This window comes from Streptosporangiales bacterium (genome assembly GCA_009379955.1).
Lineage (GTDB): Bacteria > Actinomycetota > Actinomycetes > Streptosporangiales > WHST01 > WHST01.
Genome location: WHST01000104.1, coordinates 1 through 23,637 on the forward strand (window position 1 = coordinate 1; position 23,637 = coordinate 23,637).

Below are 23,637 nucleotides of genomic sequence, written 5' to 3' on the forward strand. Positions count from 1 at the left end.
GACGGTCCCCACGAGACAGCCGGCGACTACTACCCTTGGACAAGACATCCTCCTGATGAGTGGTTGGGACACCAAGCCCGTTTACCCCATCAGGGGGATGTCCTGATCTCCAACCATCCGTTCAGGTCTTTACTACGGCGATCCGGCCGACCTACCTCGTGTCGGCGACCAGGCGTACGGCGAGGGCGCCGAAGACGGCGGCGGAGGCGCGTTCGAGCCAGACGTGCACCCGGCGGTGGCGCCTGATCTGCTCCGACGCCAGGCCCGCGAGGAGCCCGGCGGTCGCGTCGACCGCCAGACCCACCACGATGAACAGGCCGCCGAGCACGAGCAGCTGGGTCGCGACCGGCCAGGCGCCGGCGCCGGTGGTGAGGAACTGCGGCACGAACGCGAGATAGAAGACGATGACCTTCGGGTTCGCGACGTTGGTGAGGACGGCCATCACGTAGGTGCGGCCGAGCGAACGCCGCGGCAGCACGTCCGCGGCGACCGGGGCGAGGAGCCTGCGCCTGCTGGCGAGCCAGGTGCTGACGGCCAGGTAGAGCAGGACGACCGCACCCGCCCAGCGGATCACCTGCAGCGCGGCCGGTGCCGCCGCGAGCAGCGCGGTGAGACCGAGTGCCGCGGCGACGGCGTGCACGGCCATGCCGGTCGACATGCCGACGGCCGAGAGGACTCCGGCACGGCGTCCGCCGACGACACCGTTGGAGATGATGAACATCATGTCCTGACCGGGCACGATGCTGAGCAACGCTCCGGCGACGACGAATCCGAGTACGAGATGAGAGTCCACCGGAACATTCTCCCGCACGCGCCGGTTGCCGCCGAGTGGGAACGAGAGGACGGTCCCCATGACCCTGACCGCCGAGCTGGCCTCACCGCTGCGTGAGCACGTCGACGCCCGGCTGCGAGACGACGTCATCGCCTGGCTCACGACGGTGCGTCCCAATGGTCAACCCGACACCGTCCCCGTGTGGTACCTCCTGCGTGACGACGACACCGTCGTCGTGTACAGCCGGCAGTCGAAGACGAAGCTGCGCAACCTCGCCGCCAACCCGAAGGTGAGCCTCGCCCTCGACGACACCGGTGACGGCGACGACGTCACCAGGTTGGAGGGCACCGCGGAGTACGTCGCGGACTACCCGCCGGCACACGAGCTGCCGGCGTTCGTCGACAAGTACGGGGAGCGGATCACCGCGATGTTCGGTACGCCCGAGCGATTCGCCGAGGCATTCTCCGCGGCGGTCGTCATCACCCCCACCCGGTTGCACGCCTTCGCCTGACCGTCATCTCCCGGCAGGTGCATCCCCGGTGTCGTCCACCTCACCCGAGACCGCACAGGGACGTCATGACACCGGACTTCCGCGACACTAGAATCGGCGGAATGTACAACCTCGTCCAGCTGAGGACGCTCCACAGCGTGCTGAGCACCGGCTCGTTCGCGGCCACCGCCAGGGAGCTGGGATACACGGCGGCGGCCGTGTCACAACAGATCGCGAGCCTGGAGCGGTCGATGGGGGTCGTCCTCTTCGAACGAGGTGCGCACCACGTACGGCCGACTCGCGTCGCGGAACTGATCGCCGACCGCTGTCGCACGATCGTCACCCTGCTCTCCCAGCTCGAGGACGAGGTCGCCGACCTGGCGGCGGGCACCAGCGGTCGGCTGCGTCTGGGCACGTTCCCGACGGCGAGCCCGAGCGTGATCCCGCGGTCCCTGACGCGGCTGCAGGTGGAGGCGCCCGGCGCACAGGTGCTGCTGCACGAGGGCAAGCCGGACCAGCTGCTCCCGTTGTTGCTCAATCACGAGCTCGACGTCGCGCTGGCGTACGAGTATGCGTTGTTGCCGCGCAGTTGGCCGCATGAGCTGCGTCAGGTCCTCCTCTTCGACGAGAAGCTGTTCCTGCTCGTACCCGCAGACCATGCCGTCGCGTCGGCCGAGTACGCACCCCTGTCAGCGCTGCGCGACGAGACCTGGATCGACAGCCGTGAGGGCATGCCTGGATCGATGGTCCTCGCGCGGCTCGCCGCCGACGCCGGCTTCGAGCCCAGGGTCGGGTTCAGGACGATGAACTACGAGGCCATCCACGGTCTCGTCGGAGCGGGACTCGGCCTTGCCGTGGTCGCCGGGCTCGCCCTTCGCCAGCACCACAACGTCGTCGCCCTCCCGATCAGGCACGCCGGTGCGACCCGCCGCGTCGTCGCGCTCAGCCACCGGGAGAACACCAACCCGCTGCTGCGGGCGATGCTCACCGCACTGAAGGAGAGCACGCGGCACCTCGACTCGTCGCGCCTCCCCACCGTCGACTTCGACGCAGCCGCGCGGCGGTCACACGCCTCGTAGCGCCTCGTCGAGCAGGCGCAGGCTCGTGCGGAGATCGTCGCCCGGCGCGGCGTCGAGACGACAGCAGACGACGTCGGCGCCGCTGCCGGCGCACGCGTTCCGCATCCGCTCGGCGATCTCGTCCGGCCGACCGGCGAAGCTCACGGCGTCGATCAGTCGGTCGACCTCGGCGTCTGACCACGACGCCGCGCCGAGCAGCTCGGTGCAGTCGACCGCGGTGAGGAAGGTCCGCGAGTAGGCGTTCCTGTGCAGCTTCTCCCTGGTGCGGGCGCGCGCGAACTCCCGTGCCCGCACCCCGTCCCCGGACACACAGACGTCGACCCGCCAGACGATCCGTACGGGCTCGAGCGCGTCCGGCCGATCGGCCGCGCCACGCGCGATTCGTTCGTGTGCCCAGGCGAGGCCCCATCGAGAAGGACCTCTGCTGGATCACGTACCCGAGGCCGCTCTCCGCGCCGGTGAACTCGCCGACGATCGCGCCGACGACGCCGAGCACCACCGCGACCTCGATGCCGGCGAAGATCGCCGGCATCGCGCCGGGGAACTTCACCCAGCGCAGCGTCTGCCACCTCGATGCACGCAGGCCGCGCATCATCTCCAGCTGCAGCGGGTCGGCGCTGCGCAGGCCCACACCCACGTTGATGAGCAACGGGAAGAACGCCATGATCGCGGTGATCACGACCTTCGACACGATCCCGTAACCGAACACCACGACGAGCACGGGCGCGAGGGCGACCTTCGGCACCGCGTTGAGCGCGACGATGTACGGCGTCAGCGTCACCTCGATCAGCCGGAACTCCGAGATGAGGACGCCGAGCACGAGACCGGTGATGCACCCGGCGATCCAGCCGAGCATGATCTCGCTCATCGTGGTGCCGATGTGCTCCCAGAACTGCGGCGAGACGTAGTCGGCGGCGAGCGCGCGCAGGACGGTGCCCGGGGTCGGGAGGACGTACGACCGGATCCCTAACGCGGGGATCAGGAGCTGCGCGGCGGCGAGCAGCGCCGCCAGGAGCCCGATGCGCAGCAGCATCTGCGCCGTCCGCCCCTCGGTCAGCGGGACGGCACGTCCCCTGCGACGTTTCACCGTGGCCGCCTGCGGCGGCTTCTCACGCTGTTCCGGCGGAGTCATCAACCCTCCCGATGGCCTGTCGCAGCTGGGCGGACCACTCGGCGAAGACCGGCAGCTCGTACGTCTCGGCGTCCCGTGGCCTCGGCAGGTCGATGTCGACGAGCAGCGCGAGCCGGCCGGGGCGGGCGGTCATGACGGCGACGCGGTCGCTCAGGAAGACCGCCTCCTGGATGCTGTGCGTGATGAAGACGACCGTGGTGCCGACCTCCTGCCAGATGCGCAGGAGCTCGGCTCCCATCTGCTCCCGCGTGATCGCGTCGAGCGCGCCGAACGGCTCATCCATGAGGAGGACGCGCGGCTCGCGGATCAGTGCACGGCAGATGGCCACGCGTTGCTGCATGCCACCCGAGAGCTCGCTCGGCCGGCGGTCGAAGAAGCCGTCGAGGCCGGCGACCGTCAGCAGCTCCTTCGCCCTGTCGACATGCTCCTGCCGCACGCGGATCCTGGCGACCTGGAGCGGGAGCAGGACGTTGTCGAGCACCGTACGCCACGGCAGCAGTACGGGTGCCTGGTAGACGATGCCGACGTCGTCACGTGGCTCCTCGACCGGTACGCCGTCGACCGTGACCGATCCGATCGACGGCGGGATGAGACCGGCGATGATCCGCAGCAGCGTGCTCTTGCCGCAACCGCTCGGCCCGATGAGCGAGAGGAACTCCCCGGCTCTGATGGACATGTCGATGCCCTGCAACGCCTCGACCGAGGCCTTCTGACGTACGAAGGTCTTGCCGACGCCGGACACCTCGATGAGGGTCGCGTCACCGTGTCCACTCGTCGCGTCGACCACACCGGACGCGGAGCCCACGGACACGGCCTCGTCACTTCCGTTCACGCGCCTCCTCGAGGTCCGTGTCGACCTTCGCCTTGTCCGGCTGGACCTTGTCGAGTAGCTCGTTCGTGTATATCGAGGAGACCACGACCGGTTTGTCGTAGAGGCCGAGCTGCTGGTAGCTCTTCGCCAGGCCGTCCATCTCGTCGACCGGCAGCCATCCCCACTTGTCGTCGCCCTCGGGGTGGGTGACGAAACCCGTCACCGAGCGCGACTTGATGATGTTGATGTTCTGGCTCTCCGAGAGCGTGCCGACGTCTCCGCCCCAGTCCTTGAAGGACGCCAGGGCCGCCGCCGGGTTCTTGGTAACGAAGAGCTCGGCCGACTGGATCCCCTTGCACACGGCGGCCACCGCGTCGGGGCGCTTCTTCAGGAAGTCGTTCTTGGCGACGACGACGTTCCACTGCCACTTCGTCGCCCCGTCGAAGTCGAGGGTGCGCAGCTTCGCACCGAGGTTCTGGAACGTCCCGATGCTGACGTCGATCGCGCTCAGGGCGTCGAGTTGCCCCTTCTTCAGGGCGTCGAGCTGCGCCTGCGGTGAGCCGATCGTCACGAACTTGACGTCCTTCTCCGTGAGCCCGACGCTCTTGAGCGCAAGGACCGCGTTGTAGTACGTGCCGGTGCCGAGGCTCGTCATCCCGATCCGCTTGCCCTTGAGGTCCTTGACCGAGCGGATGTCGGACGAGTCGGAGACGAGCAGCTGGTAGATGTTCGCCGCCACGTAGCTGCACACGGCGGTGACGCTCTTCACGCCCTTGGCCGCGGCGGCCGCCAGCGCCAGCGTGTCGGCCTGACCCATGTCCGCGGTGCCGGACGCGATGCTCTGCACCGTCGCCGCCGTGCCGTCGGACGTCAGGTACTTGACCTCGGACTTGCCGTAGTACCCGTTCTCGGCCGCCACCGCGAGCTGGGTGTGGCCGAGGTTGATGACGCGGTTCGCCACCATGAAGCGCACCGGCGCGCTGGTCGAGTCGCTGTCGGAACAGCCCACGAGCGCGGTCCCCGCTACCGCGAGTGCGACGCCAAGCATCGCGAATCGCCTTCTGCTGAACATGAGGGAGATCATGCACGACGGTCGATGCCCAACGACAGGGATAGCAGCACGGTGGATCGTTGTCATCAGCACAAGCCGCCATAGTGCTGGCCTCCCACGCCCGGCTCGCCGGCCCAGCCGGGCTCGCTAGGCGGCGGCGGACTCGAGGGGGCGGTAGCCGGCGCACATCACGTGCATCGTCGCGATCCGTCCCGCGTCGTCGACGTCGTAGTACGCGCGCTGCTCAACGGTGTGGATGCCGTCGCCGTTGCGCACACGGAACCGGTAGTCGACGCGCCGGCGGTCGACGACGCTGCCGACGTCGACATGCTCGACGTGCTCGATGACATCGGTCGGCGCGAACCAGCGGTAGAGCACCTCGTGCACCACCTGATCCGGCGAGCCGGCCTCCCAGAAGCGCCGAGGCGTCAGGCCGCGGAAGTACACGTCGTCGGCGAAGAGACCCCTGAGAGTCTCGGTGTCCTTGGCGGCCAGCGCGGCGACGTAGCGTGCCCCGAGATCGGTGACGGTGACCACCTCCCAGCTGAGCATGCATGCCGGCTCCGCATCCCGCGATGGAGTCCGTCGAATGCCTCGGCCGGTCACGGCCGCTGACCCGGCGTGAGCACTGTCGAGGCGACGACGGCGCCCATGGTGATACAGCGTCTTGTTCTATGCTGACCGGATGAGTGCCGACACCCCACCCGCCGTCCGCGAAGCCGCGGGCATCGAGCTGGTCGGATATCACGACCTCGGTGCCAATCCCGCGTTCAAGCTCGCGATGCAGCGGGTCGACGGCCGGTACTACCTCTATCTCAGCCATTTCTGGCGCTCGGGCTGGAGCGTTGTCGACGTGACCGACCCCACGGCGCCGGTGCTCGTGCGCACGGTCGACGGCCCACCGAATACGTGGACGCTCCAGGTACAGGTCGCAGACGGCCTGATGGTCAACGCGCTCGAGCGCGCCACGCCCGGATGGGGTTACGACCCGGCCCTCACCGAGAAGGTAGGGGTGCTCGTCTGGGACGTGAAGACCGATCCGACCGACCCGAAACTGCTCGCGCACCACGACACCACGGGGCGCGGCACCCACCGCAACTACTACGCGGGCGGCCGGTACGCGTATCTGGCGACCGAGCCGGAGGGCTTCAAGGGCAACATCCTGTCGATCGTCGACCTGGCCGATCCGTCGGCGCCGGCCGAGGTCGGCCGGTGGTGGTGGCCGGGACAACACGTGGCCGGCGGCGAGGAGCCAGAGCACACGCACTACCTGCACGGGCCCGCCTACGTCGTGGGCGACCTCGCCTACCTCAGCTACGGCAGGATCGGACTCGTCGTACTCGACATCTCCGACAAGACGGCGCCGACGCTCGTCTCACGACTCTCGTTCGGCGACCTCGGGAGCCCGCTCGGCGTGCACTCGGCGATCCCCTACGGCGACGTCGTCGTCGTGAACAGCGAGGCACTTGCCGAGGGCGACAAGGAGGGCCTTCCCTTCACCGTCGCCGTCGACGTGGCCGACCCCGCGGCGCCGCGGATCATCGGCTGGTTCCCGACGCCCTACCCGAGTGCTGGGACGGGCCTCGAGACCTACCAGGAGAAGGGTGCTCGCCACGGCCCGCACAACCAGCACCAGTGGCAATACCAGGACTGCCTGCTGCACGACGACTCGCGCGTGTACCTCACGCATTTCAACGGCGGTCTCCGCGTCTACGACATCTCCACGCCGTTGAAGCCCCGGGAGATCGCCTACTACGTACCCGAAGATCCGAAGGAGCGGCGCGGCGTCAAGCCCGTCGAGGCTCTCGTGACGCAGTTCGAGGACGTGCTCGTCGACGATCGCGGCACCATCTACTGCACCGACAAGAACCACGGCCTGTTCGTGCTGCGGCTCACCGACGAGGCCGGCTCAGGACACTAGCCCGCCGCGACGCGGGCCGAGGCGACGACCGGGGTCGAGACCGAGCCGACACGCTCGATCTCGACCGTGACCACGTCCCCCGGCGCGAGCAGGCGTGGCGGGTTTCGCACGTAACCCACACCGGAGGGCGTTCCCGTGGCGATCAGATCGCCCGGGTGCAGGGTCATCCCCTGGCTGAGGAACGACAGGAGACGAGGAATCGAGAAGATCATCGCGGCGGTCGAGTCCGACTGGACGACCTCGCCGTTGACCCGCGACTCGATCCGCAGGCCTCCGTCGATCGAACCGAGTTCTGCGCACGTGACGATCGCGCCGAGCGGACCCGAGCCGTCGGCGTTCTTGCCGAGTGTCCACTGCGTCGTGAGCTTCTGCGAGCGGCGCGCCGTGAGGTCGTTGAACGGGGCGTAGCCGTAGATCGCCCCGTCGGCGTCCCCCTCGTCGACCTGGTAGAGGTGGCGGCCGACGACCGCGACGAGCTCGGCCTCCCAGTCGAGGCCCTGCTCGCCGGGCGGGACCACCACAGGGACGCCGTCCGTCGAGAGCGACGCGGTCCAGCGGGCGAAGACCGTCGGGTACTCGGGCGGCGCCCAGCTTCCCTCTGCCGCATGCTCGGTGTAGTTGAGTCCGATGCAGATCACCCGTGCCGACGGGCGTACCGGCGGCACGACCTCGACGTCGGCGAGCGCGACCGGCTCGCCGCTGCCGGCGTCCTCACCCCAGCGGATCGGGTCGCTCCAGAACGTCTCGGCGGGCGCGATCGGCTGCGCGCCCTCGCCGTCGACGAGCCGCGCCACCATCACGGTCTCGCCCTGCCGGTATCCGATCAGTCGCACGCTCGGGCGTCCTGTTCTCTCGCGGGACGGGGTCAGTCGGCGGTCGCGCGCGCGAACACCGACTCGAAGGCGACACGACCGGCGTCGAGCACCTCGGCGGCCGGTCGCTGCCACATCGAGTCGGGTACGGGTTCGCCGAACGTGCCGTCGTCGGAGAAGATCTCGAGCTCGTACCACCCGCGGTAGCCCGCCCGATGCGCGGTACGGATGACGCCTTCGACGTCGAAGATCCCCTCGCCGGGCAGGGCCCGGTCGAAACGGCCCGCGGAGTCGGGCGCCTTGTCGCAGACCTGGATGCCGACGATGGCGTCGATGTAGGTCGCGATGTTCTCGAGCGGCTCGTCCGCGATGTGCCAGTTGTCGAGCAGCACGCCGATGTTGTCGGCGCCGACGTCGGTGATCAGGTCGACGGCCTGCGGAATGCTCTGCACCAGGCTGCCGGCCGCACCTGGGCTGATCACCTCGACGGCCAGCTGCACACCGACGTCCGACGCCACCGCACTCACCTCCTTGAACGCCGCCACGACACGCCGCCGCGACTCCGCGTCGTCGTCGTTCTGCGGAGCACCGGCGAGGAGGCAGACGGCCTGCGGCTCGTAGACCGCGAACCGCCTGACCGACTCGAGCAGGATGGCGAGCCGGGCGTCCGGGTCCTTCGGATGCGCGAAGTGGGCGTTCCCGGTGAAGATGCCGGGCGTCAGCGGAAAGCAGAACGTCGCCGTGAGGCCCGCGTCCGCGAGCTGCGCGGCCCGTTCGGCGTCGCGGTCGCCCTCGAGTTTGAACTCCCAGAGACCGATGCCCTCGACGCCCGCCGCCGGGTAGCTCCTCAGCTCGTCGACGAACGGGGAGTGATAGGTGGTGCCGTCGCTCACGGCGAACTTGGCGGTCTCGCTCATTCCGGATGCCCTACTCGTTGACCTGGACGAGGATCTTGGTCTCGTCGCTGGGCTTCGCGAGCACCTCGAAGCCCCTCGTGACGATCTCGTCGAGGGGGATCTTCGAGGTGACCGCCTTCTCGATCGGCAGCACTCCTGCGCGCACCATGAGCACGGTCTTCTCCCAGAGCGTCCGCGAGTAGCCGACGGTGCCGACGAGCGTGAGGTCGTCGCGGGTCATCCGGCGCACGTCGAACGGCGTGGCGCCCGGATGCACCGACGGCACGCCGATCGTCCCGCCGGGCCGTACGGACGCGACACACGCCTCGAGCGCCGCCGGCTTGCCCGCGCAGTCCATGGCGACGTGCACCCCGAGTCCGTCGGTGCGGTCGCGGAGGTACCCCGGGATGTCGTCCTTCGTGGGGACGACGTCTCCGCCGAGCGAGCCGACGAACGCGGCCCGCTCCGGGTTGAGCTCGAAGACGTGCACCGCCGAGGCGCCCGCTGCCTTCGCCGCCATCATCGTGAGGACGCCGATCGCGCCCGCGCCGGCGACGAACACCGTGTCACCCGGCCCGATGCCCGCCCGCGCCGCCGCGTTCACGGCGACGGCGGCAGGTTCGATGACCGCGCCGGCGACAGCGGAGATCCCGGCGAGAGGCGTGAGCTGGTACGACCGCACGAGGACGCGCTCGCCGAACCCTCCCCAGCGGTCGCTGAGGCCGGTCCACGCCTTCATCGCACACCGCTGGTGCTCGCCCTGGCGACACGCCAGGCAGCGCCCGCAGTGGATGAGCGGCATGACGGCGACCTCGTCCCCGACCGCGACACCCTCGACTCGCGGCCCGAGCGCAACGACCCGCGCGGAGAACTCGTGGCCGAGGATGAGCGGGAGGCCGGCGCCGGTGAGTGGATGTGGCTTCCGGGCGATGCTGCCGCCGTGCCCCGTGAACTCCTTCACGTCCGTCCCGCACAGGCCGCTCCACAGTGGCGCCACGATCGCCTCGTCAGGTCCCGGCTCAGTCGGTTCCGGCACCTCGTCGATCCGGACGTCCCCTTCGCCGTACAGCCGGACGGCCCTCATCGAAGGTCCTCCCTCATCGCCCTTGACATAGCGAAAACTATATATATATTTTTCTCATCGTCAAGGGAGCGAAGATGCCGCAGAACACCTCGGGCCGACCGAAGGTCGTCACGCTCGCAGGCCGTGCCGAGCAGGTTCTCCGGGAGATGATCTTCGCCGGCGAGCTCGCCCCCGGGGTGCGGGTGTCGGCCGACGATGCCGCCGAGAAGCTCGGGATGAGCCCCATCCCCGTACGCGAGGCCCTGCGCAGTCTCGCCTCCCGCGGTCTGGTCGACGCGATCCCCCAGCGCGGATTCCGCGTCCGGCCCGCCGACCGCGACGACTTCGCCGAGACGTACCAGCTGCGCACGCTCCTCGACCCGTTCGCCACTCGGCTCGCGGTGCCGCGCATGGACGCCACCGCGATCGCGGCCATGGACCAGGCGCTCGCGGCTCTCGAGCACACGATGCTGACGGACGACGTCGCGTCGTACGACCGCGACCACCACGCCTTCCACTTCTCGATCTACGACCACGGCGGCTCCCGATGGCTGCTGCACGTCCAGGGGATCCTCTGGGAGAACAGCCAGCGCTACCAGCGGCTCTCGGCGGGCATCCGCGGATCGGCGGAGCAGCGGGTCGCCGAGCACCGGGCGATCGCCGACGCGTGCCGGGTCGGCGACGCCGACGCCGCCGCCACGCTGGTCTACGAGCACCTCGACCGCACCCGGGTGGTCGTCTTCGCCGCGCTCGACGCCGAGCAGGAGGCCGCGCCCGGGCTGACAGCCGAGGAGGGTCGATGACGCAGCGGACGAGCCGCTCCGTGTGGTTCACGGGGCCACGGACGATCGAGCTGCGGGAGGCCCAGGTCCGTCCTCCCGGCGACGACGAGGTCCTCGTCCACGCGACGAGGTCGCTCATCAGCGCCGGCACCGAGATGCTCGTCTACCGGGGCGACACGACGCCCGGCGACCGGATGCCCCCGACGTCGGAGGGGCAGTTCCCGTTCCCGACCAAGTACGGCTACCAGACCGTGGGCCGCGTGCTCGAGGCCGGCCCCGCGTCCGGCTACTCGGCCGGCGACCGCGTGTTCGCCCGGCACCCGCACCAGGATCTCTTCACCATCCAGGCGCTTTCGACACTCGTGACCCGCGTACCCGACGGTCTCGACGACGACGCCGCCACGTTCCTCAACCTCACCCGCGTCGCCCTCACCGGCGTGCTCGACGTGCCCGTCAAGGTCGGCGAGGTCGCCGTCGTGTTCGGCCAGGGGATCGTCGGCCTGCTGTGCGCGCGCATCGCCGGGCTCAACGCGGGCACGACGATCGTCGTCGACCCGTACGAGAAGCGCCGCAAGCTCGCGCTCGCCTACGGGGCGGACGCGGCGGTCGAGCCGCAGGACGTCGGGGACGTCGTCGCCGAGCTCTCCCACGGGCGCGGCGCCGACGTCGTCTACGAGGCGAGCGGCGCGCCACCCGCCCTGCAGGCCGCGATCGAGATCGCCGCCGACCACGGGGAGATCGTCGCGATCTCGCTCTACGGCAAGCAGGACGTACCGCTCCGGCTCGCCCCCGAGTTCCACTTCCGCCGGCTGCGGATCACGAGCTCGCAGGCGACGGACCAGAACCGTTGGGACTGGGTGCGCCGGACGGAGGCGTCGTTCGACCTGCTCCAGCGACTCGGGGTTGCCGAGATGGTCGATCGGACGGTGCCGTTCCACGACGCCGCGCGGGCGTACGACCTCGTCGACCATGACCCCGCGAACGTGCTCGGTGTGGTGCTCGACTACGACGCCTGATGGTCGCCCTCGACCACGACGAGGGCCCACTCCGCTCCAGACGACCCGAGGGAGACACGAATCGAATGAACGGCCGCCTCGACGGCAAGGTCGCCGTCGTCACAGGCAGCGGCGGTGACATCGCGCGCGCGATCGCCCTGCGCTTCGCCGCGGAGGGCGCCGCGGTCGTCGGCACCGACATCGACGACGGGCTCGCCGACGGGACCGCGGCCGCGGTTCGCGCCGCGGGAGGGCGGATGGAGTCCTTGCATCCGCTCGATCTCGCCGACGAGGACAACGCCGAGCGGCTCGCCGCCTTCGCCCAGCAGGCCTACGGACGGATCGACGTCGTCTGCAACAACGCGAAGGCCGCCCGTTCGGGCTCCGGCGAGACCACGTCGCCCGACGACTGGCGGTTCACGATCGACCGCAACCTCACGATGCCCTGGCTCGTCACGCGCGCGTGCATCCCCGCCCTGCGCCGGTCGCGGGGATCGGTGCTGTTCATCGCCTCCGTCTCTGGCGCGAGCCTGGGGACGGGGTACCCGGGCAACGTCTCCAACCTCACCGCCTACGCGACGGCGAAGGCGGGAGTGCTCCGCCTCGCGGTCGCGCTCGCGAACGAGGTCGGCCCCGACGGCATCCGGGTCAACACGCTCTCGCCGGGCGTCACCGCGACCCGGTCGACGCTTCGCACCTACGGCACCCCGGGCACGGCCCGCCACGACCTGGTCAGCCGAGTGGCGCTGCTCCCCCAGAAGGTCGGACGGCCGGAGGACATCGCGAACGCCGCGCTGTTCCTCGCGTCCGACGAGGCGTCGTGGATCACCGGATCCGACCTGCGCGTCGACGGCGGGTGGCACGCGTCCGGCGGCGCGGGACCGGCGACGGCCGAGGACATCGCCACCATCAGCGCTCCGTCCTGACGCGGCGCGACACCCGGAACGACTCACGGGCACCGGCAACGGGGATCGATCAAAGGAGAAAGGTCCATGTCAGAACTGCAACGAACCTCGACCGGCGTTACGCCGGCCGCGCTCCGACGAGTCGTCGTCGGCGCGATCGTCGGGGGCACCATCGAGTGGTTCGACTACTTCATCTACGCCAGCGCGTCCGCTCTCATCTTCAGCACTCTGTTCTTCGCCGGCTCGAGCCCACTCGTGGGTACCCTCGCGTCGTTCGGCACGTTCGCCGTCGGTCAGTTCATGCGGCCCTTCGGTGCGATCCTCCTGGGCAATCTCGGTGACAAGATCGGCCGCAAGCCCATCCTGGTGGTGACGTTCATGCTCATGGGCGGCTCGACGTTCATCATCGGCCTGCTGCCGACGTACGCCACGGTCGGCGCGCTCGCGCCGGTGCTCCTCATCGTGTTCCGTTGCCTCCAGGGGTTCGGCGCCGGTGCGGAGTACGCGGGCGCCTCCATCATGATGCTCGAGTACGCGCCGCACAATCGCCGCGGCCTCTTCAGCTCGGTGGGGTCGATCGGCAGCGCGAGTGGCCTCATGCTCGGCACGCTCGTCTTCGCGCTGCTGCAGCTGCTCCCGAACGAGCAGCTGCTCTCGTGGGGCTGGCGCATCCCGTTCGTCGTGAGCGCCGTCCTCGTCCTCGTCGGCCTCTGGGTTCGTTCCCGCGTGGGCGAGTCGCCGATGTTCGAGAAGGTCGTCGAGGAGAAGAAGGTGCAGCGCCTGCCGCTGAAGACGTTGGTGGTGCGGGAGTGGCGATCGCTCCTGCTGATCTTCGGGCTCGCCTCGGGCCTGCAGATGGGTACCTACATCTTCTTGACCTACATCATCTCGTACCTCACCACCCAGGCCGGATTCGCGCCGGCCACGGGCACGTACCTCGTCTTCTTCGCCGGCTTCGCCGCGGTCATCGTCACTCCGCTCTTCGGCCGCCTCTCCGACTCGATCGGCCGCAAGAAGGTGTTCGGCGGAGCGGCGCTGCTCGCCGCGGTCCTGGTCTTCCCCTACTTCTGGCTGATCAACACCGGGAGCGTCGTGGGCGCGGGCATCGCCGTCGTCGTCCTCGGCGGCGTCGTCATCCAGGCGATGGCCGGAGTGCAGGGCTCGCTGTTCGGCGAGGTGTTCTCGACCAAGCTGCGCTACAGCGGCTTCGCCGTCGGCCGCGAGGTCTCCGCCGCGATCTTCGGCGGGCTCTCCCCGCTCATCGCGACGGCGCTCGTGGCCGCGAGCGGAGGAGCCACGTGGACGCTCAGCATCTACCTCATCGCGGTGCTGCTCTTCACCTTCGTGTTCACGCTCCTGGTTCCCGAGACGTACAAGCAGAAGCTCAAGCTCTGACGGCGACACGGGAAGCCAGGACCGCTAGTTCGCGTGCGGGTCCGATGCGTTCAACGTAGCGACGACCTGGTCGTAGTCGCCACGGGCCTCGCCGTAGCGCAGGAACTTCACGCGTTCAACCTGGATCTCCTTCGCGTCCGGCTGTGCTTCGGCCAGGGCGACCACCTCGGCGATGAACTCGTCCAATGGCATCGCGAACTCGCTGGTCTCTTGACCGGGCAGCAGCGAGGTGCGCACGGCCGGAGGCACGAGCTCGACGATCCTCACGCTCGTGTCCGCCAACTGCACCCGGATGCTCTCACTGAGCATGTGGATCGCGGCCTTGGTCGCGTTGTAGGTCGGCGTGACCTTGAGCGGAGCGAAGCCCAGACCCGAGGACACAGTGACAATGGTCGCGTCCGGGCGCCCTTGCAGATGCTCGATGAATGCGCCGATCAAACGGATCGGGCCGAGCAGGTTGGTCGTGACGGTCGACTCGGCCGACGCCAGGAAGCCCTCGGGCGAATGCCAGTCCTCGACGCGCATGATGCCGGCCATCGCGATGAGGACGTTGAGGGTCGGATGCTTCGCGAGAACCTCGGCGGCGGCGGTGGCGATACTCGCCGCATCCATGGTGTCGATCCGCACGGTGTCGATGCCTGGATGCTCGTTCGCGATCTGCTCGAGCAGCTCGGTGCGGCGGCCACCGACGATGACGATGTTCCCCTTGGCTCGAAGTTCGAGAGCGAGAGCGAGGCCGATGCCACTGGTCGCTCCGGGGATGAAGATGGTGTTGCCTGTGATTCTCATGCTCGAAGTCTCGCCGTCACCACGTGATCGCGGGAGCGGAGCCGTTATCGGGGGATCCGCGGTCCCCTGCTGCGGACGGCTTCGCGGCGGACAATGGGTGCATGGACCGCACCGCACTCGCCGATTTCCTCCGCCGCCGCCGGGCGACCCTTCAACCCTCCGACGTCGGACTGCCGGCCGGCGCACGTCGCCGCGCTCCCGGCCTCCGCCGCGAGGAGGCGGCCCAGCTCGCCGCCATGTCGGTTGACTACTACACCCGGCTGGAGCAGCGACGCGGACCGCAACCGAGCGAGCAGATGCTCGCTTCACTCGCCCGGGCATTGCGGCTGACCGACGACGAGCGCGACTACCTGTACCGCATGGCCGGACACAACGCGCCCGAACGAGTCGCCGCCTCCACCCACATCGCCCCACCACTGCAGCGCGTGCTCGACCGCCTCGAAGACACCCCGGCCCTCGTGCTGTCGAACCTGGGCGAGACCCTGGTGCAGAACCGTCTCTCCGCCGCCCTGCTCGGCGACCGCTCCAGCTTCACGGGTCTGGACCGTAGCGAGTTCTACCGCTGGTTCGTCTCTCCCGAGATCGAGCGCGTGCGCTACCCCGAGAACGACCGCGACCGGCAGAGTCGCGCCCAGGTGGCATCGCTTCGCGCCGCCTACGGAGCGATGGGCTCCCAGTCGCGCGCGGGCGTCCTCGTGCGCGCGCTGCAGAAGGCGAGCCCCGAGTTCGCCGAGCTGTGGGACCGTCACGAGGTGGCCACACGCTTCGAGGATCACAAGACGCTCATCCACCCTGAGCTCGGGCCCATCGAGCTGGACTGCCAGGTCCTGTTCACCGAGGACCAGACCCAATGCCTACTCGTCCTCACGGCTGCACCGCGCTCGGAGGCTGCGGAGAAGCTGGCGCTGCTCCGAGTGCTCGGCACGCAGGCGTTCGCCTGATGTCATCAACGGATCACCCTGAATCGCAGGTGAGTGGCGTTCGGAGAGTCGATCGCCTTGGTGCACTCGAGCTGGAACTGGCCGCCCAGATGCTCGAACAGCCGGGTGCCGCTGTCGAGCAGGACCGGGGCGAGACTGACCTGGATCTCGTCCAGCAGACCGGCGGCAAGGCACTGCTGAGCGGCGCTGGCGCCGTGCACGCCGACCACCTTGTCCCCCGCCGCCGCCTTCGCCTGTTCCACCGCGTGGTGGATGCCGTCGGTGACGAAGGTGAAGACCGACGGCGCCCGGACCGTCTCCGGGGCAGGTGGGTTGTGGGTGAGCACGAAGCACGGCGCCGGGCCGCCCGGGCCGCCGTCACCCCACCCGCCGTCGCCCTCGGCCAGGTCGTAGGACAGGCGGCCCATCAGGATCGAGCCCAGATCCTCGCCCATCTCGGCCAGCAGCTCGGTGTCGCGCGGGTCCGGTTCGTACAGCCACTGGTGCAGAACCTCGCCACCGTCTCCCAGTTGTTGCGCACGGGTGACGTTCGGCCCGGTGACGAACCCATCCAGCGACATCGAGATCCCCGAAATGACCTTGCTCATGACATCTCCTTTCTCAGTTGCTCACCGCCCTTGTGATCGGTGAATCACGCTTATGCGAAGCGATCATCAGCTTGACGGACGCGGGTGGCAGAGTTCTGTCAGTCCGGTGAAACTCGCCACCGGCCCAGGGAGGGGGTGCGATCCGCGTGCTGACCGTCGAGCTGCTCGGGCCGCTGCGCGTCTCGGTGGCCGGGCGGCCGGTCGAGCTGCCGGCCGGGCGGCTGCGCGCGTTGCTGGCCGTGCTGGCGATGTCGGCGGGCCGTACCGTCGCGACAGACAGGCTGGCGACCGCGGTGTGGGGGACGGATCAGCGCGGCGACCCGCGGGCCAACGTCCGTACGAACATCAAGCGGCTGCGCCGCGCCCTGGAGACTGCCGAGGGGCAGCTGATCGCCGCCCGGCCGGGCGGCTACCTGCTGGCGGCCGAGCCGGACCACGTGGACGCGCTCCGCTTCGGCCGCCTGCTCGATGAGGCCGCGGTGGCGCCGGACCCGGCGGCAGAGCGGTCCCGGCTGGCTGCCGCGCTGGCCCTGTGGCGCGGCACTCCCATCGAGGGGATCCGATCGGACTGGCTGGAGCAGTCTGTGGCCCCGGCGCTGCAGGAGCGGTACCTGACCGCACTGGAGCGGCGGGTCGACCTGGACCTCGCGCGGGGATCGCATCCCGATCCGACCGAGCTGGCCGAGCTGGCCGAGCGGCACCCGCTGCGCGAATCCCTGTGGGTGCGGCTGTTCCGGGTCCTGGAATCGGCCGGCCGCCCCGCCGAGGCGCTGGAGCGGTACGAGACGATCCGGCGCCGGCTCGCCGAGGAACTCGGCACCGATCCCAGCCACGAGCTGCGGCAGGTCCACGCCGACCTGCTCGCCGGCGGCGCTCCGTCCCGCGGACGCGCGGTGCCCAAGCAGTTGCCCGCCGCCGTCGACGGATTCGCCGGGCGGGAGGCCGAGTTGGCGGCACTGGACGCGCTGCTCGGCCCGCCGGACGAGACGAGGTCTCGGTCGCCGCTCATCGCGGCGATCGCCGGCACGGCCGGCGTTGGGAAGACCACGCTGGCCGTGCACTGGGCGCACCGGGTGGCCGAGCGCTTCCCGGACGGCCAGCTCTACGTCGATCTGCGCGGATACGACCCGTCAGCGGAGGCTGTGCGACCTGCGGCGGCCATCCGCGAGTTCCTCGACGCGCTGCAGGTGCCGCCGCACCAGATCCCGGACGGCTCGGCCGCGCAGGCCGGGCTCTACCGCAGCCTGTTGGCCGGGCGGCGCATGCTGGTGCTGCTGGACAACGCCCGCGACGCCGACCAGGTCGCCCCGTTGCTACCCGGGGAGCCCGGTTGCCTCGTGGCGGTCACCAGCCGGGATCACCTCGCCGGACTGGTCATGACCTACGGTGCGCATCCGCTCACCCTCGACCTGCTCCCGCCGGACGAGGCCAGGCGGTTGCTTGCCCGCCGGCTCGGCCATGACCGGATCGTCGCCGAGCCCGCCGCCGCCGACGAGATCGTCCGCCGCTGCGCCGGGCTACCGCTGGCATTGGCGATCGTGGCCGCCCGTGCCGCGATCCATCCCGCGCATCCGCTCGGCGCGCTCGCCGGCGAGCTCCGCGACACCCTCGGCGCGCTGGACCGTGCCGTCGACGTACGGGCGATCTTCTCGTGGTCGTACGAGACGCTCGGCGACGAGGCGGCGGCGCGGCTGTTCCGGCTGGTCGCCGGACTGCATCCCGGTCCCGACAGCACGATCACCGCGGCCGCCAGCCTGGCGGGCGTCCCCCTCTCGCAGGCACGGGCGTCACTGGCCGAGCTGACCCGCGCCAACCTGCTCACCGAACACACTCCGGGCCGCTACTCGTGCCACGACCTGCTCCGCGCCTACGCCGCCGAACTCTGCGAGGCACGCGACATAGACCGGGACGCCGCGCGACACCGCATCGTGGACCACTACGTCCATACCGCGCACGCCGCCGCGCTGCACCTCCACGGGCACACCGAGACCACCGCTCCCGCCGCGCCCCGCCCAGGCGTCTCCGTCACCGACTTCGCCGGACCCGACGAGGCGATGGCCTGGCTCAGGCCGAACGCCCCGCCCTGCTCGCCGCCCTGAAGCTCGCCGCCGACCTGGGCCAAGATCTGCAGGTCTGCCAGCTGGCGCAGGCGGTACTCGTCTTCCTGCACCGGCAGGGCCGCTGGCACGACCGGGCCGACACCTAGCGGTCCGCCGTGGCCGCCGCCCGGCGGCTGAGCGACCCGGTGGAAGAGACCCGCGCGCTCCGCAACCTGGCCTGGGCGCAGGCCGACCTGGGCCACTTCGACGACGCCCACCGCAACCTCGACGCCGCCTTGAAACGATCACGTGACGATCTCGCCGGTCAGGCCTGGACGCACTACTACCGCGACGTCGTGTGCGCCACCCAGAGCCGGGTGGTCGACGCGCTCGACGCCGCCCGCCGCGCCCACGACCTCTTCGACCAGCTGGGCGACGAGGTCGGCCGAGCCATCGCTCTCACCGATCTCGGCTGGCACCACGGCCGCCTGGGAGACCACGACCAGGCGCTCGAACTGTGCGAGCGGGCCCTGGTCCTGCACCAGAGGCTCGGCAACCGCCCCCACGAGGCCCACACGTGGTCATGCCTCGCCGACACCCACCTCCAGCTGGGCGATCCCGCCGGGGCCGTCCCCTGCTACCAGCAGGCCCTCGACCTGTTCCGGGAGGTCGGCGACTCGTACGGCGAGGTCAGCACCCTCGCCCACCTGGGCGCCTGCCATCACCTCGCCGGCGACCACGCGGCCGCCCACGAGCACTGGCACCACGCCCACACCCTCCTCGGCGACATCGACCCCTCCACCACCGACCAGATCCACACCCAGCTGACGACCATCGACAAGTCCGCTGCCGACGCCTTCCGCCGGCTGTACGATGCTGACGTGCTTGCTGGAGCGGTGGTGTGGCGCGGGTCGTCCGACTGACGGCCAAGCGTTCTTCGCACCCCTGAGCCGTCTTCGGACGGCTGCGCCATCCCTGCCTCTCACTCCCACGGCTCACCCGGCCGGAGGCGGCTCCCGAGAACTCGGGAAGTCCTCCAGTGCACGACAGCTCTCAGCACGATCGGCCCATCACCTGGCACGAGCACGGCTCAGCCATGAGCGCTCGATGGCTCACAGCCGATGGGCACCTACCACCGAATCGCATCGTGCTTGCCGGTGATGATCTGTCTGCGGACTCAGCACTCAGATCGGCGACCGAAGGCACGGGGCAGCTGTGGCGCGGCGACTACCACAACGCTCGCCACTTGCTGGACGCCATGAAGCGGCGCCTCACTCGCGCCGGCCGACGTCAGCACCTGCCCGCAGCCGGCGAGTTTCGACGCCAGCGCCAGGACAAGGCGCGCATGTCACGGCTGTTGGGGTCGCTCCTGGTGGAGGTCACCACCGACTACGCACTCGACCTGCGCCGCGCACCCGCAATCGCTGCGGCATGTCACGACGTCTTCGGGACGGCAGCCGCGCCTGCGGTGATATCACTCAGGGAACTGCTCGGCGTCCTCAGCGCACATCGCTGGAGACAGCGAGGCATCGAGATCCCCGCGTTGAACGGACGCATCCATCCGCACTACGGCGTGTTCGCCCCCACCCGCACCGACTACATCGATCTGGTCGCTCGGAGGACGCTTCGACCAGTGAGCACGGCATTCGACATCGGCACCGGAACTGGCGTGCTCGCCGCGCTCCTCCTGCACAGGGGCGTGCCCGCGGTGGTCGCCACTGACGTCGGATGGCGAGCCGTGGAGTGCGCCAGGGACAACCTCGAACGCCTCGGGCTCTCGGATAGGGCCGCGGTGGAGCATCGCGATCTGTTCCCGCCGGGCCGTGCCGACCTCATCGTCTGCAACCCACCCTGGGTTCCTGCCTCCCCCACCTCGACCCTCGAGGCTGGCGTGTTCGATCGAGGAAGCGGCATGCTGACCCGCTTCGTACGACAGCTGCCCGGCCACCTCACCCACAACGGCGAAGCCTGGCTCGTCATCTCCGACCTCCCGGAACGCCTCGGGCTACGGGATGACCAGATGCTGCCCCGACTCATCGAGTCCGCAGGGCTCACGGTGCGCGACCGCAGTGAAGGGCCGTCCGCGACCAACCGACGCACAGGCTCCCAGGACCGTTGTCGGCGTACAGGAGCCGGGAACGGATCCACCTCTTGAGGATGGCCCGCCGGTAAGGCAGCGGACTAGGGGTGTTGGTAACGGTGCTGTCACCAGCCGCAATCGGCCGGGTCTGGCCACGGTCCCGCGCGCTCGGGCCGCGGATGATGCGTGCTATGGAGGTGCCTGAGGGCGATGTTGACGAGCTGGTCGAGTTCTGGACGCTGTTGGATGAGGATCGTGCGCTGCTGACGGGCAAGCATGGGGCGAGCGCACTGGGCTTCGCCCTGCTGCTGAAGTACTACAGCCGGCATGGCAGATTCCCGCGAGGCCGGGTGGATCTGCCGGAGACGGCGATCGGGTTCGTCGCACGGCAGGTCGACCTCGCCGACGCGGACCCGGCGTCGTATGAGTGGTCCGGGCGCACCATGGAGTATCACCGCGCCCAGATCCGTGAGCACCTCGGGTTCAGTCTGGCCACGATTGCTGATCAGGGCGGATGGTGCGCTCGGCGTTGCGGACCGCGGAGCAGACCTGGACGTCCAGGATCGCCGGCCGGCTGGGCGGGGCGGGCACGAATCCGCTCCTGACTCTGATCACGGCCGCCAGTAAGGAGCGCCAGGGCGGCGGACAGGCGGACGGCGCGAGTGTGGCGGCGACGGTGTTGGGTTTGATCAAGTCCGAGCCGGGCAACGTGAGCCTGGAGTCGATGATGACCGAGATCGGCAAGCGGATCGCTATGCGTACGGCGTCCACACCGGTCGTGCGGCCAGGGTCCGCATCAGTCGTCGATTCGGTGTGGTGGCAGGAGAAATCCGTCTACCAGGTCTCGTACCTTGCGTACGACCTCGCTGTCGCCGAGCCGCAGTGCCGTGTTCGCGGCCATGAGCACCGCGTCTATCTGGAATGCCGCGAGCTCGACATCTAGGTCGGCGATCTCGCCGGCATCGACGGCGTGCTCGAGCTCGCCGGTGAGCAGAGCGAGCCAGTCTTGATGCTGGCCGAACAGCATCTCCTGGACTTGTCCGGGTCGACTGTCGAAGTCGGGAAGGTTCGCTGCCCAGAAGCAGCCGCCCGCGAACACCGGCGCGGTGGCGTAGGAGATCCACCGCTCGATCAGCGCGCGCAGTCGAGCGGCCCCGTGCGGCACGGCTTGCGTAGGCTGTATGACGGCATCGGTGAATCGTTCCCGTGCCGCCTCGACGGTGGCGAGCTGGAGGATTTCCTTCGTTCCGAACAGGGTCTGGACACCGCTCTTGCTCAGGCCCAGGTCGGTGGCCAGCCGGCCGATACTGAGACCGTTGAGCCCTTCCAGGGACGCGACGTCGGCGGCGTGGTGGGTGATCGTCTGCCGCGCCCGGACACCGCGTAACAGGCGTCCATCGGATCTTCCCGAGTCGGTTCGACCGCGAATGTGTCGCACCGTGCCGGGAGATGATTGTCGCTTCGATTCGCTCATCGTGGCGCTCAGGCTACACTATACGTACGATCGGTCGTATTGTTATCGTACTGCAGTCGTCAGGAGTGTGGTCATGAACGAACGTCGTATGGTCGAGCAGGCCGAGGCGCTGGCCGTGGCCAAGAGTCGCCAGGACGTGCCCGCGGCGTTGAAGCTCTTCCACGAGGACATGTTGCTCGAGACCCCGGCCTTCGGGACGAGGGCCCGTGGTCTGCCCGAGAACGAGAGAGTGCTGGCCCGGTTCTTCGACTCGTTCCCCGACTACGACATCGAGTTGGACGGGCATGCCGCCAACGAGGACACCTTGGTTTGTTGGGGAACGGCACGGATGACGATGACCGGCGGCCGGTTCGGCGTCGCCCCGAACGGCCGCCGCGCCGAGGTACCGGTGGTCATCCAGTTCTCCTTCAGAGGCGACCTGATTGCCAGGGAGCGGTTCTTCTTCGACCTGTCGACGCTGTGCGCACAGTCGGGTGTCTCGACCGATGCGGTGCGGCGGAGGCTCTTCAACGACTCCCCTTCCAGGCACCCGAGAGGTGACGGCGCATGACGTGTGACCCACGCGTAAAGAACATCGACGAGATCACCATGACGCATCTGTTCGACGTGGTGATCGATCTGAACCCGCGGTTGAACATCGGCAGTGGCCCGTTGGGTGAGCGGGTTCTCTTCGGCGCTGCCGGCGGATCGTTCGAGGGACCGAGACTACGCGGCGAGGTGCTGGCTGGCGGCGGCGACTGGGCGTTGTTCCGCGCCGACGGGACGATGACGCTGGACGTCCGGCTCACCCTGCGCACCCACGACGCCGCCTTGGTCCAGATGAGCTACGGCGGCCGTTGGGTCACCCCACCGGAGCTACGAGCCGACCTCGCAGACCCGGTGCAGAGATACCGAGTCGATCCTGCCCGCTATTACTTCCGGACGAACCCCCTCTTCGAAACCGGGGACCAGCGGTACGCATGGCTCAACGACATCGTGTGCATCGGGTCGGGATACCTCGTCGAAGGCGGGATCGCGTACAAGGTCTCCCAGATGGCGTGACGGGGAAGCCCTGGGGGACCCCTCGAACGAAGGTTCACCGCCCGCAGCTCTACAACCGACGCCTGTTGCCCGATGCCGGCATGTGCATGGCGACCAGGAGGAAGCCGAGTATCACCAGCAACACGATCCAACGGGGGTCGTTGAGCACGAGGTCCTTGGCGGCCTGTTGCCGTCCCGCGGCGGTCAGGGCCTTGGTCGCCCCTTCGCCTTCGGCCCAGCCGAGGCGGGCGGGTACGAACACGAGGTAGGTCCAGACGCGCATCACGAAGTAGATCGCGGCAGCCGTCACGATGGCGATCCTGCGCCTGCCCGCACGCCAGCCGAGGTAGAGCATCAGCGGCACGATCAGCACCTCGAGCAGGCCGTTCGCCACGATGTAGTACGGGATCGCTGGCATGAAGAGCGCGTGCAACGCCTCCCCGGTCAACGACTCGGCCTCTAAGGATGCGCTGATCAATGAGCCATTCCCGGGATGACCGGCCTTCGGACGCTCGCGGTGGTTCCCGAACGGCTGCCGGGTTCTCTGCCGAGCCCCCTTGACCCCGGCTCGGGGGTCTGCGGGGCGGTTTCGGGCAGGCTGGC

At 69.3% G+C, this 23,637-nt stretch carries 23 protein-coding genes and 2 pseudogenes; 13 read left to right on the plus strand and 12 right to left on the minus strand.

From position 1 onward, the window contains the following. Nucleotides 1-151: 151 nt before the first annotated feature. Nucleotides 152-793 carry a LysE family translocator gene (locus GEV10_24435; GenBank protein MQA81593.1) on the minus strand — a complete coding sequence of 214 codons (642 nt, stop codon included), beginning with the start codon at nucleotides 791-793 and terminating at the stop codon, nucleotides 152-154. Between the two features lie 58 nt (nucleotides 794-851). Between GEV10_24435 and GEV10_24440 the strand changes: the two genes are divergently transcribed. Continuing rightward, on the plus strand, nucleotides 852-1,283 hold the full coding sequence (locus GEV10_24440; GenBank protein MQA81594.1) for a TIGR03667 family PPOX class F420-dependent oxidoreductase: 432 nt from the start codon (nucleotides 852-854) through the stop codon (nucleotides 1,281-1,283). Nucleotides 1,284-1,348: 65 nt separating this feature from the next. Beyond that, on the plus strand, nucleotides 1,349-2,341 hold the full coding sequence (locus GEV10_24445; GenBank protein ID MQA81595.1) for a LysR family transcriptional regulator: 993 nt from the start codon (nucleotides 1,349-1,351) through the stop codon (nucleotides 2,339-2,341). Here the strand turns inward: GEV10_24445 and GEV10_24450 are convergent. The 4 genes from GEV10_24450 to GEV10_24465 form a co-directional block, all read right to left on the minus strand. Then, nucleotides 2,247-3,473 (minus strand): ABC transporter permease subunit, encoded by a 1,227-nt coding sequence (locus GEV10_24450; protein ID MQA81596.1) that lies wholly within the window; start codon nucleotides 3,471-3,473, stop codon nucleotides 2,247-2,249. The genes GEV10_24445 and GEV10_24450 overlap by 95 nt on opposite strands. Continuing rightward, nucleotides 3,451-4,149: an ATP-binding cassette domain-containing protein gene (locus GEV10_24455; protein MQA81597.1), complete on the minus strand. Its 699-nt coding sequence runs from the start codon at nucleotides 4,147-4,149 to the stop codon at nucleotides 3,451-3,453. The genes GEV10_24450 and GEV10_24455 overlap by 23 nt, the downstream gene beginning before the upstream one ends. 142 nt (nucleotides 4,150-4,291) lie before the next feature. Continuing rightward, nucleotides 4,292-5,422, minus strand: a complete 1,131-nt coding sequence (locus tag GEV10_24460) for a PhnD/SsuA/transferrin family substrate-binding protein (protein ID MQA81598.1) — start codon at nucleotides 5,420-5,422, stop codon at nucleotides 4,292-4,294. Nucleotides 5,423-5,482: 60 nt separating this feature from the next. Further along, on the minus strand, nucleotides 5,483-5,887 hold the full coding sequence (locus GEV10_24465) for a hypothetical protein (GenBank protein MQA81599.1): 405 nt from the start codon (nucleotides 5,885-5,887) through the stop codon (nucleotides 5,483-5,485). A 133-nt stretch (nucleotides 5,888-6,020) separates the two neighbouring features. Between GEV10_24465 and GEV10_24470 the strand changes: the two genes are divergently transcribed. Continuing rightward, nucleotides 6,021-7,256 carry a hypothetical protein gene (locus GEV10_24470; protein ID MQA81600.1) on the plus strand — a complete coding sequence of 412 codons (1,236 nt, stop codon included), beginning with the start codon at nucleotides 6,021-6,023 and terminating at the stop codon, nucleotides 7,254-7,256. Here the strand turns inward: GEV10_24470 and GEV10_24475 are convergent. Genes GEV10_24475 through GEV10_24485 form a run of 3 tightly spaced genes read right to left on the minus strand, consistent with a single transcriptional unit; the run spans nucleotide 7,253 to nucleotide 10,048 of the window. Then, nucleotides 7,253-8,089, minus strand: coding sequence for a fumarylacetoacetate hydrolase (locus GEV10_24475; protein ID MQA81601.1), 837 nt, complete (start codon nucleotides 8,087-8,089; stop codon nucleotides 7,253-7,255). The two genes, GEV10_24470 and GEV10_24475, sit on opposite strands and share 4 nt — an antisense overlap. A 32-nt stretch (nucleotides 8,090-8,121) precedes the next feature. Continuing rightward, nucleotides 8,122-8,985 carry a TIM barrel protein gene (locus tag GEV10_24480; protein ID MQA81602.1) on the minus strand — a complete coding sequence of 288 codons (864 nt, stop codon included), beginning with the start codon at nucleotides 8,983-8,985 and terminating at the stop codon, nucleotides 8,122-8,124. Between the two features lie 10 nt (nucleotides 8,986-8,995). Beyond that, on the minus strand, nucleotides 8,996-10,048 hold the full coding sequence (locus GEV10_24485; GenBank protein MQA81603.1) for an alcohol dehydrogenase catalytic domain-containing protein: 1,053 nt from the start codon (nucleotides 10,046-10,048) through the stop codon (nucleotides 8,996-8,998). A gap of 74 nt (nucleotides 10,049-10,122) precedes the next feature. Between GEV10_24485 and GEV10_24490 the strand changes: the two genes are divergently transcribed. The 4 genes from GEV10_24490 (at nucleotide 10,123) to GEV10_24505 (ending at nucleotide 14,104) form a co-directional block, all read left to right on the plus strand. Further along, entirely contained in the window at nucleotides 10,123-10,830 is a 708-nt protein-coding gene (locus GEV10_24490; protein MQA81604.1) for an FCD domain-containing protein, read from the plus strand. Further along, nucleotides 10,827-11,825, plus strand: a complete 999-nt coding sequence (locus tag GEV10_24495) for a zinc-binding dehydrogenase (GenBank protein MQA81605.1) — start codon at nucleotides 10,827-10,829, stop codon at nucleotides 11,823-11,825. Before GEV10_24490 ends, GEV10_24495 begins: the two co-directional genes overlap by 4 nt. Beyond that, complete coding sequence (locus tag GEV10_24500) at nucleotides 11,825-12,730, plus strand: SDR family oxidoreductase (protein MQA81606.1); 906 nt, start codon at nucleotides 11,825-11,827, stop codon at nucleotides 12,728-12,730. The genes GEV10_24495 and GEV10_24500 overlap by 1 nt, the downstream gene beginning before the upstream one ends. 66 nt (nucleotides 12,731-12,796) lie before the next feature. Beyond that, a complete protein-coding gene (locus tag GEV10_24505; GenBank protein MQA81607.1) occupies nucleotides 12,797-14,104 on the plus strand; it encodes an MFS transporter in 1,308 nt (435 codons plus the stop codon). Between the two features lie 24 nt (nucleotides 14,105-14,128). Here GEV10_24505 and GEV10_24510 read toward each other — a convergent pair whose 3' ends face one another. After that, nucleotides 14,129-14,893 (minus strand): SDR family NAD(P)-dependent oxidoreductase, encoded by a 765-nt coding sequence (locus GEV10_24510; GenBank protein ID MQA81608.1) that lies wholly within the window; start codon nucleotides 14,891-14,893, stop codon nucleotides 14,129-14,131. 101 nt (nucleotides 14,894-14,994) lie between these two features. Here GEV10_24510 and GEV10_24515 point away from each other — a divergent pair, with 101 nt between their 5' ends. Further along, nucleotides 14,995-15,834 carry a helix-turn-helix domain-containing protein gene (locus tag GEV10_24515; protein MQA81609.1) on the plus strand — a complete coding sequence of 280 codons (840 nt, stop codon included), beginning with the start codon at nucleotides 14,995-14,997 and terminating at the stop codon, nucleotides 15,832-15,834. 5 nt (nucleotides 15,835-15,839) lie between these two features. Here GEV10_24515 and GEV10_24520 read toward each other — a convergent pair whose 3' ends face one another. Continuing rightward, on the minus strand, nucleotides 15,840-16,421 hold the full coding sequence (locus GEV10_24520; protein MQA81610.1) for a riboflavin biosynthesis protein RibD: 582 nt from the start codon (nucleotides 16,419-16,421) through the stop codon (nucleotides 15,840-15,842). 146 nt (nucleotides 16,422-16,567) lie between these two features. On the opposite strand from GEV10_24520, the pseudogene GEV10_24525 reads away from it, so the two are divergent. From GEV10_24525 to GEV10_24535, 3 genes and pseudogenes are all read left to right on the plus strand, one after another. After that, a pseudogene (locus GEV10_24525) lies at nucleotides 16,568-19,383 on the plus strand (tetratricopeptide repeat protein). Between the two features lie 173 nt (nucleotides 19,384-19,556). Next, nucleotides 19,557-20,632 (plus strand): annotated as a pseudogene (locus GEV10_24530) (methyltransferase). A gap of 27 nt (nucleotides 20,633-20,659) precedes the next feature. Further along, nucleotides 20,660-21,145: a DUF4158 domain-containing protein gene (locus tag GEV10_24535; GenBank protein ID MQA81611.1), complete on the plus strand. Its 486-nt coding sequence runs from the start codon at nucleotides 20,660-20,662 to the stop codon at nucleotides 21,143-21,145. Between the two features lie 191 nt (nucleotides 21,146-21,336). Here GEV10_24535 and GEV10_24540 read toward each other — a convergent pair whose 3' ends face one another. Continuing rightward, a complete protein-coding gene (locus GEV10_24540; protein MQA81612.1) occupies nucleotides 21,337-22,014 on the minus strand; it encodes a TetR/AcrR family transcriptional regulator in 678 nt (225 codons plus the stop codon). 88 nt (nucleotides 22,015-22,102) lie between these two features. Between GEV10_24540 and GEV10_24545 the strand changes: the two genes are divergently transcribed. Together GEV10_24545 and GEV10_24550 are read left to right on the plus strand one after the other, a co-directional pair. Next, nucleotides 22,103-22,564: a hypothetical protein gene (locus GEV10_24545; protein ID MQA81613.1), complete on the plus strand. Its 462-nt coding sequence runs from the start codon at nucleotides 22,103-22,105 to the stop codon at nucleotides 22,562-22,564. Beyond that, nucleotides 22,561-23,055 carry a DUF3237 family protein gene (locus GEV10_24550; GenBank protein MQA81614.1) on the plus strand — a complete coding sequence of 165 codons (495 nt, stop codon included), beginning with the start codon at nucleotides 22,561-22,563 and terminating at the stop codon, nucleotides 23,053-23,055. The genes GEV10_24545 and GEV10_24550 overlap by 4 nt, the downstream gene beginning before the upstream one ends. Nucleotides 23,056-23,104: 49 nt before the next feature. On the opposite strand, the gene GEV10_24555 is transcribed toward GEV10_24550, so the two are convergent. Then, nucleotides 23,105-23,452, minus strand: coding sequence for a hypothetical protein (locus GEV10_24555; GenBank protein ID MQA81615.1), 348 nt, complete (start codon nucleotides 23,450-23,452; stop codon nucleotides 23,105-23,107). Nucleotides 23,453-23,637 lie beyond the last annotated feature (185 nt).